Below are 17,043 nucleotides of genomic sequence, written 5' to 3' on the forward strand. Positions count from 1 at the left end.
CCGGTGCCGCCAAACTCCCTATAGCTGGAAGCCTTTTCGACATCAGACTCACATAGGGCTTCCAGATGAACCGGTTCCTAAGCGGACTGATTCAACCCGCGTCGAACAGATCGAGCACCGGCCAGCCTCGTTGCGTCGCGACCGCGCGCAGCCGGTCGTCGGGATTGGTCGCGACCGGATCGGTGACGCGTTCGAGCAGCGGCACGTCGTTGATCGAATCGCTGTAGAAGTAACTCTTCGGAAAATCGCCGAACGTCGTGCCGAGTGATGCGAGCCATGCGTCGGTGCGTACGATCTTGCCTTCGCGAAAACTCGGCACGCCCGTCGCATGGCCGGTGTAGCGCGCGGCCGGATCGTCGCCTTCGGTACCGAGTTCGATGCCGAGCAGATGCTCGACGCCGAGTGCCTTCACGATCGGTGCGGTGACGAACACGTTCGTCGCGGTGACGATGCAGCACAGGTCGTCCGCATCCCGATGCCGGCGCAGCAGCGCGAGCGCGGCGGGCCGGATCGCCGGCACGATCACCTGCTCCATGAACTGCGCATGCCATGCATCGAGCTGTTCGCGCGAATAGCGCGCAAGCGGCGCGAGCGTGTAGCGCAGGTAATCGTTCATATCGAGCGTGCCAGCCGAGTATTGCCGGTAGTATCCGTCGATCTCGGCGGCGTGCTGCCGCGCCCCGTCGATCCCCAGCCCAGCCAGGAAATGCGCCCACGCCTGATCGCTATCGAGCGGTAGCAGCGTGTGATCCAGATCGAACAGCGCCAGATTGCGGCCCATCGGTTTTTCCTCGCGGTGGTTCGTCGGCACGGCGCCGACCAACGGCGCGCCCGGCATGCGCGATCGCACGCCGGGCGATCCTATATTTAAACGCACAAAATTACAATATGGCAGAAATGTGCAACACTACTGTCATAAACGCCGGAACGGGATGGGCCGGCAGCCGGCGGCCGTTGTGGCCGAAGGTACTGGAAGCGTAGTCCGACATGTTGATTCTTCTTAATCTGCTGTCCGGTGTCGCATTGCTCGTGTGGGGCTCGCACATCGTGCGCACGGGCATCCTGCGGGTGCTCGGCGCGGACCTGCGTCGCGTGCTCGGGCGCAGCACCAACGGCCGCTTCAAGGCGTTCGTCGCCGGCATCGGTGTGACGAGTCTGGTCCAGAGCAGCAACGCGACCGCGGTGATCGTCACGTCGTTCGCCGCGCAGGGGCTCCTGCCGCTCGCGGCCGGCCTCGCGATCATGCTCGGCGCGGACGTCGGCACGGCGCTGATGGCGCGGCTGCTGACGCTGGATCTGTCCTGGCTGTCGCCGCTTCTCGTGCTGTTCGGCGTGCCGGTGTTCCTGTCGCGCAAGCAGACGCGGCTCGGCCAGGCGGGCCGCACGGCGATCGGGCTGGGGTTGATCCTGCTCGCGCTGCATCTGATCGTCGAAGCGGTGCAGCCGATGATGCATGGCGCCGGCGTGCGCGTGATGTTCGGCGCGCTGACCGGCGACACGATGCTCGATGCGCTCGTCGGCGCCGCATTCGCGATGATTTCGTACTCGAGCCTCGCGGCGGTGCTGCTGACCGCGACGCTGGCATCGTCGGGCGTGATCTCGCTAAAGGTCGCGCTGTGCCTCGTGATCGGCGCGAACCTCGGCAGCGGCATGCTCGCATTGATCGGCACGCTTGCGCAGAATGCAGCGGCGCGGCGGCTCGCGCTCGGCAGCCTCGCGTTCAAGCTTGCCGGCGCGCTGCTGATCCTGCCATTCGCGCCGCTGCTCGCACGCGGTCTGCCGGTGCTGATCGAGAATCCGCGCGAGGCGACGGTCGCCTTTCACCTGATCTACAACACGCTGCGCTGCTGCGCGTGCCTGCTGCTGATCGATCCGGTCGCCCGCGTGTGCGAGCGCCTGCTGCCCGATCGCGCGGTACCGAACGGCGAGATCCGGCCGCTGCATCTCGACGCCGGGGCGCTGACCACGCCGACGCTCGCGCTCGCGAACGCCGCACGCGAGGTGCTGCGCATCGGCGACATCGTGCGCTCGATGCTCGACAACGTCGCGGAGCTACTGCATCACAACGATCTGCAGAAGGCGCGCGACACAGCCCGCATGGACGACGACGTCGATCATCTGTACGCGGCCGTGAAGACCTACCTCGCGCAGATTTCCCGCGAGCAGCTCGACGAAACCGATAGTCGCCGCTGGACCGACATCATCGCGCTGACGATCAACCTCGAGCATGCGGGTGACATCATCGAGCGCATCGTCGGCGATATCGAAGAGAAGAAGATTTCGCATCGCCTCGCGTTTTCCGACGAAGGGCTCGGCGAACTCGAAGATCTGCACGCGCGGCTGATCAGCAATCTGCAACTGGGGCTGTCGGTGTTCCTGAACAACGATCTGCGCTGCGCGGAGCAACTGCTGGCGGAGAAGGAGCGCTTCCGCGATCTGGAGCGCGCGTACTCGTATGCGCACGTCGATCGCCTCGCCGGGCAGACGCTGCGCAGCATCGAGACCAGCGCGCTGCACCTCGACCTGATCAGCGACATGAAGCGGCTAAACTCGCTGTTCTGCTCGACCGCGTACCCGGTGCTCGACGCAGCCGGTGCGCTGCGCCAGACGCGGCTGCGCAAGCGCGTGCTCGACACGAGGCACGTGAAGGAGTGACGCGCGGGGCTTACGCGAGCACGACTTTGCGCAGCTTGCGTTTGAGCGACGGGAAATCCGCGACGTCGACGGCCTTGCTGTTGGTGATGAGGATATCGATGCGTTCGATCGGGCAATATGAAATGCGGCTGCGCTGACCGATCTTGCTGTGATCCGCGAGGATCACGATCTTGTCCGAGGCATCCACCATCGCGCGGGCGACCTCGGTTTCCGCGTGATCGAAGTTGGTCGCGCCGCCGCGTATGTCGATGCCGACCGGCGACAGCAGCGCAACATCAGCGCGGTAGCGGCGGATGTCGAGAATCGTCGTCGCGCCGGTGGTCGCGAACGCGCGATCGCTGATCGAGCCGCCCAGCAGGATCACTTCGTTCGACATCTCCGCGGGCTCCGACGTGCCGCGCAGTTTCAGCGCGACGTCGATCGAGTTGGTGACGATGGTCAGGTTGGCGAGCTTCGCCAGTTCCTCGGCAAGGAGCGCAGTGGTCGTGCCCGCGTCGATGAACAGCGTCTGGCCGCTCGCGATCACGCCGGTCGCCGCCTTCGCAATCGCGGTCTTCGACTTCACATGCGTATGCGCGCGCTCGGCGATCGGCGCTTCGTCGCCGGGCCGCACCGCGCCGCCGTGCACGCGCCGCAGTTCGCCGACCGCTTCGAGGTCGAGCAGGTCACGCCGCACGGTCTCGCGCGACACGCCGAGGTCCGCCATGATGCGTTCGGTGGAGACGCGCTGCAACGTAGACAGCAGCGCGCGGATTCGTTGATGACGGTCTTTCTGCCACATTGCCAATGAGTCCCGGCGCAAAATATTGAAAGGGGTGTGTACCGCATAAATACCACTGCCATGCAGGTGTGTCACGTACATGTCGAGCGTACTATTTTATCCGCCGCGTGTTGTATTTTTTTGGCAGCTTGCATAGTTGTGTATTTGAATTTAGCCTTCGCACATCAATCGACGGCGCCGATTTCGAAAAGCGGATGTTCGAAAAAGAATGAAAATGTCCGCTTTCGAACAGTCGACGTCGCTTTCGACACACTGCGCGTCGTTTCGGATAGAGATGATACGGGCGGGGCGATTCGTGCGCCGGCCTGTCGGTTATTTGAAAAGGAAGGCTGAACGTGGAACTGGAGACGGGGATCGGTGGAGCAGCGGCGACGGAGGGCGCATGGCCCTATCCGGCGCACGTCGCGCATCGCATCGGCGGATCGCTTGCGCCTGAGAATACGCTGGCCGGCTTCGACGCGTGCATCCGCTACGGCTACCGGATGATCGAGTTCGACGCGAAGCTCTCCGCCGACAACGAAGTTTTCCTGCTGCACGACGATCTGGTCGACCGCACGACGAATGGCCACGGCGCTGCCGCGCAGCACACGTGGGCACAGCTCGCCGCGCTCGATGCGGGTGCGTGGTACGGCCCGGCTTTTGCCGGCACACGTCTGCCGACCCTCGCCGATGTCGCGGCCCGCTGCGCGCGCGAGGGCATCGCCGCGAACATCGAAATCAAGCCGTGCCCTGGTCGCGATGCGCAGACGGGCACGCTCGTCGCACAGGCGGCACGCTCGCTGTGGGGCATGCACGCACAACCGCAAACACCTCCGTTGCTGTCGTCGTTTTCCGCTGAAGCGCTCGCCGCTGCGCGCGATGCCGTGCCGGGACTGCCGCGCGGCATGCTGTTCGACGCGCTGCCCGACGACTGGCTCGCGATCGCACGCGAACTGGGCTGCGTGTCCGTGCATACGAACCATAAGGACATCACGGCGCAACGCGTCGCCGATATTCACGCGGCCGGCCTGCGCGTGCTGACCTACACCGTGAACGATCCCGCAAGAGCGGAAGAACTCGCCCGCTGGGGCGTTGACATGATTTGTACCGACCGCATCGATATCATCGCCGGCGGCGTGCCGATCGCACCCACTGCGCCATAACGCGTTCGCCTCGAAGCAGGGCCACGCCCGATCATTCATCAACGTAGCTATTTTCGGCAGAGGATGGGAACACCATGAACCGCACGACGTTAAGCCGTTTACTTTCGATGTCGGCCGTCGCCGGTGTCGCGGCCGGGGGCATGAGCGCGGCGTTCGCCGCTCCGCCCGATGCGCTGGTCGCTGCAGCGAAGCAGGAAGGCCAGCTGACCGTGATCGCGCTGCCGCACGACTGGTGCGGCTACGGTGCGGTGATCAGTGCATTCCAGAAGAAGTACGGCATCAAGATCAACGAGCTGAATCCGGATGCGGGCTCGGGCGACGAAGTCGAGGCGATCAAGGCGAACAAGGGCAACAAGGGACCGCAGGCACCGGACGTGATCGACGTCGGCCTGTCGTTCGGACCGACCGCGAAAGCGCAGGGTCTGCTGCAGCCGTACAAGGTCTCGACGTGGAATTCGATCCCCGCCGAATCGAAGGATGCGGAGGGCTACTGGTACGGCGATTACTACGGTGTGCTGTCGTTCGAAGTGAACGCCGACATGATCGACAAGGCGCCGGCCGACTGGTCCGATCTGCTGAAGCCCGAGTACAAGAACGCGGTGGCGCTCGCCGGCGATCCGCGCGCGGCGAACCAGGCCATCCAGAGTATCTACGCGTCCGGTCTGTCGCAGACGAAGAACGACGCTTCGAAGGCGGCCGATGCCGGCCTCAAGTTCTTCGCCGAGCTGAACAAGCGCGGCAACTTCGTGCCGGTGATCGGCAAGGCCGCATCGCTCGCGCAGGGGACGACGCCGATCATCGTGCGCTGGGACTACAACGCGCTGGCCGATCGCGACACGCTGAAGGGCAATCCGAAGGTGCAGGTCGTCGTGCCGAAGACGGGCGTCGTCGCGGGCGTGTACGCGCAGGCGATCAGCGCATACGCGCCGCATCCGAATGCCGCGAAGCTGTGGATGGAATACCTGTACTCGGACGAAGGCCAGATTGGCTGGCTCGCGGGCTACTGCCACCCGATCCGCTACAACGAGCTGGTCGCAGGCAAGAAGGTGCCGCAGGCGCTGCTCGACAAGCTGCCGCCGGCCGCCGCGTACAAGAGCGCCGTGTTCCCGACGCTGTCGCAGCAGGACGCGTACAAGGACACGATCACGAAGCAATGGGATACGGCTGTCGGCGCAAACGTGAAGTAAGCGCCGCGCGGCGGGCACATCCTGCCCGCCGCCGTGCGTCTGTTCCACCGATGCACGAATGCATCGGCCTGTCGTGCAAAAGCGGGCTGTTGTCACAGCTCGCCGCGCTTTTGAGGTGAGTGATGAGCGCTTCATCGGAGGCTCGCGTGGAGCAGGCCGACCTGCTGGTTCCGCCCGTGCCGGCACCGACGCCGCAAGCGAACGGCGCGGCGCGCGGATCGCTGTGGACGTGGATCGGCGTGATGCCGTTCTTCCTGTTCGCCGTGCTGTTCCTGATCTTGCCGACCGGCTTCCTGATCGTCGGTGCGTTCCAGGATGCACAGGGGCATTTCACGCTCGATAACCTGCGCCAGCTGTTCCAGGAAGGCGTGCTCGACGCGTACTGGATCAGCATGAAGGTGAGCGCCGCGTCGGCGCTGGGCGGTGCGGTGATCGGCTCGCTGCTTGCGTGGGCCGCGGTGCAGGGCAAGCTGCCAGGCTGGATCCGTCCGACGCTGATGACCTTCTCCGGCGTCGCATCGAATTTCGCGGGCGTGCCGCTCGCGTTCGCGTTTCTCTGCACGCTCGGCCGCGTCGGTCTCGTCACGATGCTGCTGAAGAAGTACCTCGACTTCAATCTGTATTCGACCGGCTTCAGCATCCTGAGCTTCTGGGGCCTCACGCTCACTTACCTGTACTTCCAGATTCCGCTGATGGTGCTGATCGTCACGCCGGCGCTCGACGGCCTGAAGCGCGAATGGCGCGAGGCATGCGACTGTCTCGGCGGCACGGCGACGCAGTACTGGCGTTACGTCGCGTTGCCGGTGCTGTGGCCGAGCGTGCTCGGCGCGACGCTGCTGCTGTTCGCGAATTCGTTCGGCGCGGTCGCGACCGCGTATGCGCTGACCGGCAGTTCGCTGAACATCGTGACGATCCTGCTGTATGCGCAGATTCGCGGGGACGTGCTGCACAACCAGAACCTCGGCTACGCGCTCGCGCTCGGGATGATCCTCGTCACCGGTCTGTCGAACGGCGGCTATATCTGGCTGCGTGCGCGCGCGGAAAGGGGGCGTCGATGAAAAATCAGTCGCGTGTGGGCGCATGGACCGCGATGATCGTCGGTTCGCTGTACTTTCTGATTCCGCTGATCGCGACCTTCGAGTTCAGCCTGAAGATGCGTCGCGGCACGTACAGCTTCGACGCGTACAAGGTCGTGCTGTCCGATCCGCGCTTCCAGGCGTCGTTCGGCTACTCGATGCTGATGGCGCTGCTGACGATCGTCGTCGGCATCCTGCTCGTCGTGCCGACCGCGTACTGGGTGCAACTGCGGCTGCCGAAGCTGCGACCGCTGGTCGAGTTCATCACGTTGCTGCCGCTGGTGATTCCGGCGATCGTGATTGTGTTCGGCTATCTGCGCATCTACAACAGCAGCTCGATCCTGCCGTTGACCGGCAACGAGCGCTCGACCGATGTGCTGCTCGTGCTCGGCTACGTGACGCTGTCGCTGCCGTACATGTACCGCGCGGTCGACGCGGGGCTGCGTGCGGTCGACATCCGTTCGCTGACCGAAGCGGCCGAGTGTCTCGGCGCGCACTGGACGACGATCCTCTTCAAGGTGATTTTTCCGAACATCCGCTCGGGCATCCTGTCCGGCGCGTTTCTCACGTTCGCGGTGGTGATCGGCGAATTCACGCTGGCGAGCCTGCTCGACCGGCCGGCGTTTGGGCCATACCTGCAACTGATCGGCGCGAACCGCGCGTATGAACCGTCGGCGCTCGCGATCATCGCGTTCGTCGTCACGTGGGCCTCGATGGGGCTGATCCAGGTGTTCGGTTCGGCGCGCGCGCTGTCCGGACAGAAAACCTGACGAACTGGAACTGAGGCGGCGAGTCATGGCATTTCTCGAAATCGAAAATCTGCACAAGGCCTTCGGCGCGAACACCGCGCTGCATCACTTCGACATGAAGATCGAGCGCGGCGAATTCGTCACGTTTCTCGGACCGTCGGGCTGTGGCAAGACGACTGTGCTGCGGATGATCGCGGGCTTCGAAAGCCCGACGCGCGGCACGATCCGCCTCGACGGTCGCGACGTCACGCATCTGCGCACGCGGCAGCGCAAGGTCGGCATGGTGTTCCAGTCGTATGCGCTGTTTCCGAACATGACGGTGGCCGACAACATCGGTTTCGGGCTGCGCGTCGCGCGTCGTCCGCAGGAAGAGATCCGCGCGCGCGTCGACGAGATGCTGCAGCTGATCAAGCTGCCGTCGCTCGGCGAGCGCTACCCGTGGCAGCTATCGGGCGGTCAGCAGCAGCGCATCGCGCTGGCGCGTGCGCTTGCCGGCAAGCCGCAGGTGCTGCTGCTCGACGAGCCGCTGTCGGCGCTCGACGCGAAGATCCGCGTTTCGCTCCGGCAGGACATCCGCGCATTGCAACGCGAACTCGGCATCACATCGATCTTCGTCACGCACGATCAGGAAGAAGCGCTGTCGATCTCCGACCGCATCGTCGTGATGAACGAAGGGCGCGTCGAACAGGTCGGTAATCCGTCGGAGATCTACAACTATCCGCGCACGCGCTTCGTCGCGTCGTTCGTCGGCACGCTGAACATCCTGTCGGGGCACGTGGTCGATCCGGCGAGCGGCAGGATGGCCGTCGATGGACAGGAACTCGTGACGTCGCGCGAATTGCCCGCCGACGATGCCGGCAAGCAGCGTCTGCTCGCACTGCGGCCCGAGGCGATCGTGCTCGAAGCGCCGGCGGCGGGACGCAATTCGCTGATGGCGACCGTCGAGGAAGTGAATTTCCTCGGTGCTGTGGTGCGGATCCGGACGCGTGTGAAGGACGCGGTGATTTCGCTTGATGTGTTCAACGATCCGAATCGCCGGCTGCCCGAACGTGGCCAGCCGGTCGCGCTTGGTTTTTCGCACGACAATCTGCTGGTGCTTGAGGAGGGTGTTTAAGCGGGTGGGGCGCCGGCGTCTGGTTGGTGTTTACCCCATCGCTCTGCGTCCGGATTCCACGACGCGAATCGTCCGGATTTCCGGAATCCCGGACGACACACCCGTATCGCTCCAAAAAACTCCATAAAAATCAAAGGCCGAATCGCGCCTGCATGCTGGCATCACCCTTGCGAAATGCATCGCGGCCTCAAAGGCCGACAACTACAGCAAGGAGACAACCGATGTCCGAATTTCCCACCCGGTATTCCTGAACGCATCGTCTTGTCGCGGCCCGACTGCCGTGCACAGGCGTGACGCTCGTTCGTTCGCGTGATGCGCAGCGTGGCAGGCCATCTGCTCCGGCTCATCCACATCGCAGGAAATATCGTGAAGAAACCCTTTTATAAAATCCTCTACGTCCAGGTGATCGCCGCGATCATCATCGGCGTCGTGCTCGGTCATTACTCGCCGGCGTTCGCCGTCGACATGAAGCCGCTCGGCGACGCGTTCATCAAGCTGATCAAGATGGTGATCGGCCCGATCATCTTCTGTACGGTCGTGACCGGCATTGCCGGGATGCAGGACATGAAGAAAGTGGGTCGGGTGGGCGGCAAGGCGCTCCTCTACTTCGAAATCGTGTCGACGTTCGCACTGGTGCTCGGCCTGATCGCGACGCACGTGCTGAAACCGGGTGTCGGCTTCAACGTCGATCCGGCGACGCTCGACGCCAAGGCGGTCGCATCGTTCGCGGCGAAGGCGCACGGCCAGAGCACCGTCGAGTTCCTGATGCACATCATCCCGGACACGATCTCGTCGGCATTCGCGCAAGGCGAAATCCTGCAGATCCTGCTGGTCGCGATGCTGTTCGGCAGCGTGCTCGCGACGCTCGGCGACCGTGGCAAGGTGGTGACGGACTTCATCGAAGGGATCTCGCACGTGCTGTTCGGCGTCGTGCGCATCATCACGAAGCTCGCGCCGATCGGCGCGTTCGGCGCGATGGCGTTCACGATCGGCAAATACGGCATCGGTTCGCTGGTGCCGATGCTGAAGCTGATCGGCACGTTCTATCTGACGTCGATCGTGTTCGTGGTCGTCGTGCTCGGCATCATCGCGCGCGCGGTCGGTTTCAACATCCTGCGCTTCGTCGCGTACATCAAGGAAGAAATGCTGATCGTGCTCGGCACGAGCTCGTCGGAAGCGGCGCTGCCGCAACTGATGCTGAAGCTGGAGAAGCTCGGCTGCTCGCGCTCGGTGGTGGGCCTCGTGGTGCCGACCGGCTATTCGTTCAACCTCGACGGCACGAACATCTACATGACGATGGCGGTGCTGTTCATCGCGCAGGCCACCAACACGGACCTCACGTGGACGCAGCAACTGACGCTGCTCGCGGTGACGATGCTGACGTCGAAGGGTGCGAGCGGGGTGACCGGCGCGGGCTTCATCACGCTGGCGGCGACGCTCGCGGTGGTGCCGACGATTCCGCTGTCGGGCATGGTGCTGATTCTCGGCATCGACCGCTTCATGAGCGAGTGCCGCGCGCTGACGAACATCGTCGGCAACGGTGTCGCGACGGTCGTCATCTCGGCGTGGGAGAAGGAGCTGGACCGTTCGAAGCTGCGCGCTGCGCTGCGCGGCGGCGCTCCGGTCAGCGAAAGCGAAACGGCCGGCGCCTGACGCGATGAGTACCACGGGACGGCACGGGCCCACGGCGCCCGCGCCGTCCCGCCCGCTCGTCCATGCGGGCGGCGCAAGCGGCGCGGGTGCGGTGCCGGGCTATGCCACAATGGTTGACTTCCATCGACCGGACACCGCTACCGTGACGCGCCGCCTGCTGATTTTCTTCGCGCTCGTCGCCGGGCTCGTGGCGGCGAGTGCGCTCACGTGGAATATCACGTGGCAGCGCGGTATCGACAGTCTGCGGCGCAACGCCGCCGTGCGCGCCGACCGCACGACCAACGCGCTCAAGAACACGCTCGAGCGCTATGAGTCGCTGCCGTACCTGCTCGCCGAGCATCCGCTCGTGCAGGACGTGCTCGCCGAGCCGAACCCGCAGCGCGTCGACCGCGCGAACCGCTATCTCGAAGACCTGAACCGCCACGCGCGCGCGACCGCGACCTACATCATCAAGGCGAACGGCATCTGCGTTGCGGCGAGCAACTGGCACGACACGGAGAGTTTCGTCGGCGTCGAATACCGGTTCCGTCCGTATTTCGACGATGCGGTGAAGGGCGGTGTCGGCCGCTTCTTTGGCATCGGCACGATTTCGCATGACCCCGGCTACTACATCTCGCAACCGGTGTATCGCGAAGGCGCGATCGTCGGCGTCGCGGTGGTGAAGCTCAATCTCGAATGGTTTCAGGGCGCCGATGCATCCGAGCCGCTGATCGTCACCGACGATCACGGCGTCGTGTTTCTGTCGTCGGTGCCGGCGTGGAAATACCACACGGTGCGGCCGTTGTCGGGACCGGTCGCCGAATCGATCTACCAGACGCGCCAGTACGCGCAGCAGCAGATCGCACCGCTGCCGGTGACGATCGAGCGCACGCTCGAGGGCGGCGCGCAGATCGTGCGCGTCGGCGGTGGCCGCTATGCGCCGCGTTATCTCGCGTCGCGTCGGGCGCTCGGCGGACCCGACTGGCACCTGATCACGATGGCGTCCGTCGATCCGGTCGATCGCGATGCGCGCAACGCGACCGTCGTGACCGCCTTCGGCTATGTGTCGCTGTGCCTGTTCGCGTTCTACTGGCGGATGCGCCGCGCGCGCGTGCGCGAGATGATCCGCAGCCGCGCGCTGCTGCAGAAGGCCTATGCGGAGTTGAACCAGCGCGTCGCCGAGCGCACGGCTGATTTGTCGCAGGCCAACGAGCAACTGACGAAAGAAGTCGGCGAACGCACGCGTGCCGAGCAGGAACTACGCGCCGCGCACGACGAACTCGTGCAGGCGAGCAAACTCGCCGCGCTCGGCCAGATGGCGGCCGGCATCACGCACGAGCTGAACCAGCCGCTCGCGGCGCTGCGCGGATTCTCCGACAACACGCGCGTGCTGCTCGAACGTGGCGATCACGCGTCGGCGCGCGAGAACCTCGAAGCGATCGCCGCGCTGACCGAGCGCATGGGCAAGATCACGAACCAGCTGAAGTTGTTCGTCGGGCGCGCGCGGCCACGCAGTGCGCGCGCACCGGTGGCGCGCGCGTTGCGCAACGTGCTCGCGCTGCTGCAGAAGCGTCTGCAGGGTGTCGCGATCGAGATCGCCTCGGTGGATGTCTATACGCAGAGTCGCACGCCGTTCGACATTCACGATGACAGCGCGCAACTGGTCGCGCATTGCGACGAGCTGCGACTCGAACAGGTGCTGATCAATCTGCTCGGCAACGCGCTCGATGCAACGGCCGGCACGCCGTCGCCACACATTGCGATCGAGATCGACGCGTCGGACGGCACGCTGTCGATCGCGGTGCGCGACAACGGTCCGGGGATTCCGGACGACGTGCTGCCGCGACTCTTCGAACCGTTCTTCACGACGAAGGAGATGGGTCAGGGGCTGGGCCTTGGGCTCGCGATTTCGTCGTCGATCGCGCGCGACTGCGGTGGCTCGCTGACCGCGCGCAATGCGCCCGACGGCGGCGCGGTGTTCGTGCTGACGCTACGCCGCGCGCGTGCGACGGTCGCGGATCCGCTCGTCGCGGGCTCCTGATTTCGGGTGACAACGATCATGGTCAATAACGGTTTGCAGGTGCTGTACGTCGAAGACGACGAGCTCGTGCGGCGCGCCAGCGTGCAGAGTTTGCAACTGGCGGGCTTCGACGTCGTCGGGCACGCGTCGGCGGAGACGGCGGCGCGCGCGATCGGGTCGGATTTCGCGGGCGTGGTCGTCAGCGACATCCGGCTACCGGGCGCGAGCGGGCTCGATCTGCTCGCGCAGTGCCGCGAGCGTGCACCCGACGTGCCGGTGATTCTCGTCACCGGTCACGGCGACATCTCGATGGCCGTACAGGCGATGCGCGACGGCGCCTATGACTTCATCGAAAAGCCGTTTGCCTCCGAGCGGCTGATCGAAACGGTGCGGCGTGCGCTCGAGCGCCGCAAGTTGGTGCTGGAAAACCTCGCACTGCGCCGTGAACTTGCGGGACAGAGTTCGGTGGCGCCGCGCATCATCGGCCGCAGTGCCGCGATCGAACAGGTGCGGCGTCTGATCGCGAACGTCGCGCCGACCGATGCGTCGGTGCTGATCAACGGCGACACGGGCGCAGGCAAGGAACTGATCGCGCGCAGTCTGCACGAGCTGTCGCCACGTCGCGACAAGCCGTTCATCGCGGTCAATTGCGGCGCGATGCCGGAGACGATGTTCGAGTCGGAGATGTTCGGCTACGAGCCAGGCGCTTTCACCGGTGCGGCGAAACGCCGCATCGGCAGGCTCGAGCATGCGTCCGGCGGCACGCTGTTTCTCGACGAGATCGAGAGCATGCCGCTCGCGCTCCAGGTGAAGCTGCTGCGTGTGCTGCAGGACGGCGTGCTCGAGCGGCTGGGTTCGAATCAGCCGATCCGCGTGAACTGCCGCATCGTGGCCGCGGCCAAGGGCGACATGACGGATCACGTGGCGGCCGGCACGTTTCGGCGCGACCTGCTGTATCGGCTGAACGTCGTGACGATCGCGTTGCCGCCGCTGGCGGAGCGTCGCGAGGACATCGTGCCGTTGTTCGAACATTTTCTGCTCGATGCCGCCGTCCGCTACGACCGGCCCGCGCCGCTTCTCACCGACCGGCAGCGAACCGCGCTGATGCAGCGCGACTGGCCGGGCAACGTGCGCGAGCTGCGCAACGCGGCCGACCGTCTGGTGCTCGGTGTGCCGGACGAGGGCGCGACGGCGGTGCCGGACGACAATGCGCTGCAGCCGCTAAAAGAGCGGGTCGAGCAGTTCGAACGGGCGGTGATCGCAGAGGCGCTGGATCAGGCGGGCGGCGCGGTTGCGGTGGCGGCCGACCGGCTGCAGCTCGGCAAGGCGACACTCTACGAGAAGATCAGGCGATACGGCCTGGCGGCGCGTGGAGATGGGGAGCGGTGAGGAACGCGATCGCGTTCGTGAGAGACGGCATCGACGTGGAACGCCGATGCCGTGTGCAGCAGAATCAGGCTGCGTTCAGCGCTTTTTCGAGCAGCTTGTCGAGTTCGGCGAACTGCGGCTCGCCGACATAGCGCTTCAGGATCTTGCCGTTCTTGTCGACGACGAACGTGGTCGGCGTCAACTGGACGTTGCCGAACTGCTTCGCCGCGGAGCCGTCGTCCATCGCGACCTTGAACGGCAACTGGCGCGTCTGTGTGTAGTTCGTCACGTACATCGGCGCGTCGTAGTTCATCGCGACCGCGACGAAATCAAGCCCCTTGCCCTTGAAGCGGTTGTACGTGTTGACCATCTGCGGCATTTCCTTGATGCAGGTATCGCAGTTCGTCGCCCAGAAGTTGATCAGATACACCTTGCCCTTCAGATCGGCGGTCGACACTTTCTGGCCGGACAGCAGCGTGAACGTCGCATCCGGAACGTGCTGCTGGCTGCCGAACGTGAAATAGCCGGCAATCGCGATCGCACCGGCGACCACGGCCGCCGCGATATAGCGGAACGGGCCGGCACGTCGGGAAACAGGGGTAGGGCTCATGAGCAGACCTCGAAAAGCGCGGGGCGCTGAAACGGCGTGGTGCATTGGGATAGCGTCCGTATTGTAGCGTCAATCCCGGGACGCGGCATCGCGGCCGGCATCGGCGGATAATGCGATTCCCGGTTTCTGTCTTTATCTGTCTTTCGGCTTTCAGGTCTTATGCTTCGGTCCGTTTTTCGTCTCTCTCGTTTGCTTCCTCGTGGTGTCGTGCAATCCCTCCTTCGTCGTCGTGCGGCTGGGCGTGCTGTTTGTGCCGCGCTGTATGTGATCGTCGCTGGTGTCGCGCTTGCGGCCTGCTCGCCGACTTACGACTGGCGCACCGTGATGAACGACGACAACGGCTACACCATCGACCTGCCGGCCAAGCCGAGCAGCGACGAGCGGCAGATCGACATCGGCGGCATACCGATGACGATGAAGATGCAGATCGCCGAAGCCGGCCACTCGGTGTTCGCGGTCGGTACCGTGGTGCTGCCCTCCGACGATCCGCAGATGCAGCGGACCGCGCTCGAATTCCTGCGCTCGGGGCTTGCACGCAACGTGGGCGCGACGCCCGACGCGCACGCGACGCAGATTCCGCTGGCGGCCGGCGGCCAGGTGCTCGGTATCGAGATGACATACAGCGGCAAGGCCGGTGCAAACCAGGAGCAGCGGGTCATCCATGCGCGGCTCGTCGCGCGCGGGCGTCACGTGTATCAGGCCGCGATTATCGGTAGCAAGGAGCCGCCGCAGGAACAGATCGACCAGTTTTTTTCGTCGTTCAAACTTTTTTGACTGGCGGCTTCGGCGCGAAACCTGCTGATCGGCAAACCGTGAGTCGAGATTCAGACTGAAAGTTCCGCTGTAGCTTATCGCTCTAATAGGCGGATTTAATGGGGATTTTTTTGTTACCCACAGGACTTGTGGATAACTTTGTTGAAAACTCCTCGGGGCATCGCCCTGATGCCCGTCGGATGGGCATCTCATCAGTTTGCCTGAGATCTCGGCAATCGAAAAAAATCAATAAAATCAATGATCTTAAAGATCGGGTTAACGTGGACCTTTCAGTTGTGTCGAAATCTGACTGAGGCGTGTCTGTGTGCATAAGTCAAGTCTTGACAGCCGTTTTTTGCCCTTTCTTGACCATTCATCGCCCGGCCATCGCGCGTCGATACTGCACCGCTTCGGCGACCTGGCCCCCGGTCGGTACATCGTTCCCGGCCAGATCGGCGATGGTCCGGGCGACTTTCAGCACCCGGTAGTACGCGCGCGCCGACCAGCCGAAACGTTCGCCCGCGTCGCGTAGCAGCGCTTCGCCGTCGGCATCAGGCCGGCAGACTTCGTCCACCTCGCGGCCGGTCAGTTCGCGATTGGTTTTGCCTTGTCGCACGAGTTGCCGCTCACGGGCCACGCGCACGCGCTTCGCGATCGATGCGCTCGACTCGCCCACCGTCGACGAACGCGCCGACAACTCGGCGGGCGACAGCGCCGGAATTTCGAGCTGGATGTCGATGCGATCGAGCAGCGGTCCGGACAGCTTGCGCAGATAGCGGGCCGCGTTATCCGGCGTGCAGCGGCAACGGCCGTTCGGATCGCCGCGCCAGCCGCACGGACACGGGTTCATCGCCGCGATGAGCTGGCATGCGGCGGGGAAGTCGGTCTGCCAGGCCGCGCGGGAGATCGTGATGCGTCCGGCTTCCAGCGGTTCTCGCAGCGTTTCGAGGACATGTCGATCGAACTCGGGTAGTTCGTCGAGAAACAGCACACCGAGATGCGCGAGCGTGATTTCGCCGGGCTGCGGCGGATTGCGTCCGCCGACCAGCGCGCCCGCACTCGACGAATGATGCGGCGCGCGGAACGGGCGTCGCCGCCAGTGCGTCGGCGAGAAACCGGCCGCGCTCGCAGACAGCAGCGCGGCGGAGGTCAGCGCCTCGTCGTCGGTCATCGGCGGCAGCAGGCCGGGCAGGCGTGCCGCGAGCATCGACTTGCCGGCGCCGGGTGGGCCGATCATCAACACATGGTGCCCGCCGGCGGCGGCGACTTCCAGTGCACGCCGCGCCGCACGCTGGCCGATTACGTCGAGCATGTCGGGCAGCGGCGCGGAGGCCGCGCTTTCGACGGGAACGAGTGGCTGTGCGGGCGAAAGACGGCCGTCTTCCGAGCCAGCAAGGTGCGCGCAGAGCGACAGCAGATCCGCGGCGCCGTAGACGACGACACCCGGCACCAGCGCCGCCTCCTGCGCGCTCGCGGCAGGTAGATAAAGCTCTGGCGGGACCGCACTGTCTGCGGCGGGCGCGTCGTGCCCGTGCGTCGCGCTGCGCGCGACGCCGCATGCCATCGCGAACGCGCCGCGCATCGGACGCAGCGCGCCTGTCAGCGACAGCTCGCCCGCGAACTCGCGATGCAGTAGCGATTCGGCGGGCAGTTGGCCGCTCGCCGCGAGGATGCCGAGCGCGATCGGCAGATCGAAGCGGCCCGATTCCTTCGGGAGATCGGCGGGAGCGAGATTGACGGTGATACGCCGGACCGGGAAATCGAGGCCGCAGTTCTGCAGCGCTGCACGGACGCGTTCGCGGCTTTCGCGGACCTCGAGATCCGGCAAGCCGACGATCGAAAAAGACGGCAGCCCGTTCGCGAGATGGACCTCGACGGTCACTTCAGGCGCGCGGCCAGCGGCCGGCGCGCGACTGCGCACCACGGCAAGCGACATGTTTTCTCCGTCGGACCGTG

General features: G+C 64.9%; 14 protein-coding genes. 10 read left to right on the forward strand and 4 right to left on the reverse strand.

Translation table 11 applies throughout. The features are described from left to right. Nucleotides 1-91 precede the first annotated feature (91 nt). Nucleotides 92-781: an HAD family hydrolase gene (locus ACREXZ_RS17000; RefSeq protein ID WP_431765270.1), complete on the reverse strand. Its 690-nt coding sequence runs from the start codon at nt 779-781 to the stop codon at nt 92-94. Between the two features lie 206 nt (nt 782-987). Between ACREXZ_RS17000 and ACREXZ_RS17005 the strand changes: the two genes are divergently transcribed. Continuing rightward, on the forward strand, nt 988-2,655 hold the full coding sequence (locus ACREXZ_RS17005) for a Na/Pi cotransporter family protein (RefSeq protein ID WP_431765271.1): 1,668 nt from the start codon (nt 988-990) through the stop codon (nt 2,653-2,655). 10 nt (nt 2,656-2,665) lie between these two features. Here the strand turns inward: ACREXZ_RS17005 and ACREXZ_RS17010 are convergent, their stop codons facing one another. Beyond that, entirely contained in the window at nt 2,666-3,436 is a 771-nt protein-coding gene (locus tag ACREXZ_RS17010) for a DeoR/GlpR family DNA-binding transcription regulator (RefSeq protein ID WP_431765272.1), read from the reverse strand. Nucleotides 3,437-3,777: 341 nt separating this feature from the next. Between ACREXZ_RS17010 and ugpQ the strand changes: the two genes are divergently transcribed. The 8 genes from ugpQ to ACREXZ_RS17050 all read left to right on the forward strand — a co-directional run bounded on the left by ugpQ (nt 3,778) and on the right by ACREXZ_RS17050 (nt 13,745). Continuing rightward, on the forward strand, nt 3,778-4,578 hold the full coding sequence (gene ugpQ, locus ACREXZ_RS17015; RefSeq protein WP_431765402.1) for a glycerophosphodiester phosphodiesterase: 801 nt from the start codon (nt 3,778-3,780) through the stop codon (nt 4,576-4,578). A 74-nt stretch (nt 4,579-4,652) separates the two neighbouring features. Then, complete coding sequence (locus tag ACREXZ_RS17020; RefSeq protein WP_431765273.1) at nt 4,653-5,765, forward strand: ABC transporter substrate-binding protein; 1,113 nt, start codon at nt 4,653-4,655, stop codon at nt 5,763-5,765. Between the two features lie 122 nt (nt 5,766-5,887). Then, nucleotides 5,888-6,823 (forward strand): ABC transporter permease, encoded by a 936-nt coding sequence (locus tag ACREXZ_RS17025; RefSeq protein WP_431765274.1) that lies wholly within the window; start codon nt 5,888-5,890, stop codon nt 6,821-6,823. Continuing rightward, entirely contained in the window at nt 6,820-7,611 is a 792-nt protein-coding gene (locus tag ACREXZ_RS17030; protein ID WP_431765275.1) for an ABC transporter permease, read from the forward strand. The genes ACREXZ_RS17025 and ACREXZ_RS17030 overlap by 4 nt, the downstream gene beginning before the upstream one ends. 25 nt (nt 7,612-7,636) lie before the next feature. Then, a complete protein-coding gene (locus tag ACREXZ_RS17035) occupies nt 7,637-8,704 on the forward strand; it encodes an ABC transporter ATP-binding protein (protein WP_431765276.1) in 1,068 nt (355 codons plus the stop codon). 363 nt (nt 8,705-9,067) lie between these two features. Next, nucleotides 9,068-10,357: a dicarboxylate/amino acid:cation symporter gene (locus ACREXZ_RS17040; protein WP_431765403.1), complete on the forward strand. Its 1,290-nt coding sequence runs from the start codon at nt 9,068-9,070 to the stop codon at nt 10,355-10,357. Nucleotides 10,358-10,361: 4 nt separating this feature from the next. Next, the gene (locus ACREXZ_RS17045; RefSeq protein ID WP_431765277.1) at nt 10,362-12,377 is read left to right on the forward strand and encodes a sensor histidine kinase; all 2,016 of its coding nucleotides are present in this window, start codon (nt 10,362-10,364) and stop codon (nt 12,375-12,377) included. Between the two features lie 18 nt (nt 12,378-12,395). Then, on the forward strand, nt 12,396-13,745 hold the full coding sequence (locus ACREXZ_RS17050; RefSeq protein ID WP_431765404.1) for a sigma-54-dependent transcriptional regulator: 1,350 nt from the start codon (nt 12,396-12,398) through the stop codon (nt 13,743-13,745). 64 nt (nt 13,746-13,809) lie between these two features. On the opposite strand, the gene ACREXZ_RS17055 is transcribed toward ACREXZ_RS17050, so the two are convergent. Next, the gene (locus tag ACREXZ_RS17055; RefSeq protein ID WP_431765278.1) at nt 13,810-14,334 is read right to left on the reverse strand and encodes a TlpA disulfide reductase family protein; all 525 of its coding nucleotides are present in this window, start codon (nt 14,332-14,334) and stop codon (nt 13,810-13,812) included. A gap of 159 nt (nt 14,335-14,493) precedes the next feature. Between ACREXZ_RS17055 and ACREXZ_RS17060 the strand changes: the two genes are divergently transcribed. Continuing rightward, the gene (locus ACREXZ_RS17060) at nt 14,494-15,108 is read left to right on the forward strand and encodes a hypothetical protein (protein WP_431765279.1); all 615 of its coding nucleotides are present in this window, start codon (nt 14,494-14,496) and stop codon (nt 15,106-15,108) included. A gap of 352 nt (nt 15,109-15,460) precedes the next feature. Here ACREXZ_RS17060 and ACREXZ_RS17065 read toward each other — a convergent pair whose 3' ends face one another. Continuing rightward, nucleotides 15,461-17,023, reverse strand: a complete 1,563-nt coding sequence (locus ACREXZ_RS17065; RefSeq protein ID WP_431765280.1) for a YifB family Mg chelatase-like AAA ATPase — start codon at nt 17,021-17,023, stop codon at nt 15,461-15,463. Between the last annotated feature and the right edge of the window lie 20 nt (nt 17,024-17,043).

Source organism: Paraburkholderia sp. (assembly GCF_050742655.1).
Classification (GTDB): Bacteria; Pseudomonadota; Gammaproteobacteria; order Burkholderiales; family Burkholderiaceae; genus Paraburkholderia.

Bases quoted from the DNA above. Each gene is read 5' to 3' on its own strand.
- ACREXZ_RS17000 (WP_431765270.1), bottom strand. From the start codon at position 781: ATGGGCCGCAATCTGGCGCTGTTCGATCTGGATCACACGCTGCTACCG.
- ACREXZ_RS17005 (WP_431765271.1), top strand. From the start codon at position 988: ATGTTGATTCTTCTTAATCTGCTGTCCGGTGTCGCATTGCTCGTGTGG.
- ACREXZ_RS17010 (WP_431765272.1), bottom strand. From the start codon at position 3,436: ATGTGGCAGAAAGACCGTCATCAACGAATCCGCGCGCTGCTGTCTACG.
- ACREXZ_RS17020 (WP_431765273.1), top strand. From the start codon at position 4,653: ATGAACCGCACGACGTTAAGCCGTTTACTTTCGATGTCGGCCGTCGCC.
- ACREXZ_RS17025 (WP_431765274.1), top strand. From the start codon at position 5,888: ATGAGCGCTTCATCGGAGGCTCGCGTGGAGCAGGCCGACCTGCTGGTT.
- ACREXZ_RS17030 (WP_431765275.1), top strand. From the start codon at position 6,820: ATGAAAAATCAGTCGCGTGTGGGCGCATGGACCGCGATGATCGTCGGT.
- ACREXZ_RS17035 (WP_431765276.1), top strand. From the start codon at position 7,637: ATGGCATTTCTCGAAATCGAAAATCTGCACAAGGCCTTCGGCGCGAAC.
- ACREXZ_RS17045 (WP_431765277.1), top strand. From the start codon at position 10,362: ATGAGTACCACGGGACGGCACGGGCCCACGGCGCCCGCGCCGTCCCGC.
- ACREXZ_RS17050 (WP_431765404.1), top strand. From the start codon at position 12,396: ATGGTCAATAACGGTTTGCAGGTGCTGTACGTCGAAGACGACGAGCTC.
- ACREXZ_RS17055 (WP_431765278.1), bottom strand. From the start codon at position 14,334: ATGAGCCCTACCCCTGTTTCCCGACGTGCCGGCCCGTTCCGCTATATC.
- ACREXZ_RS17060 (WP_431765279.1), top strand. From the start codon at position 14,494: ATGCTTCGGTCCGTTTTTCGTCTCTCTCGTTTGCTTCCTCGTGGTGTC.
- ACREXZ_RS17065 (WP_431765280.1), bottom strand. From the start codon at position 17,023: ATGTCGCTTGCCGTGGTGCGCAGTCGCGCGCCGGCCGCTGGCCGCGCG.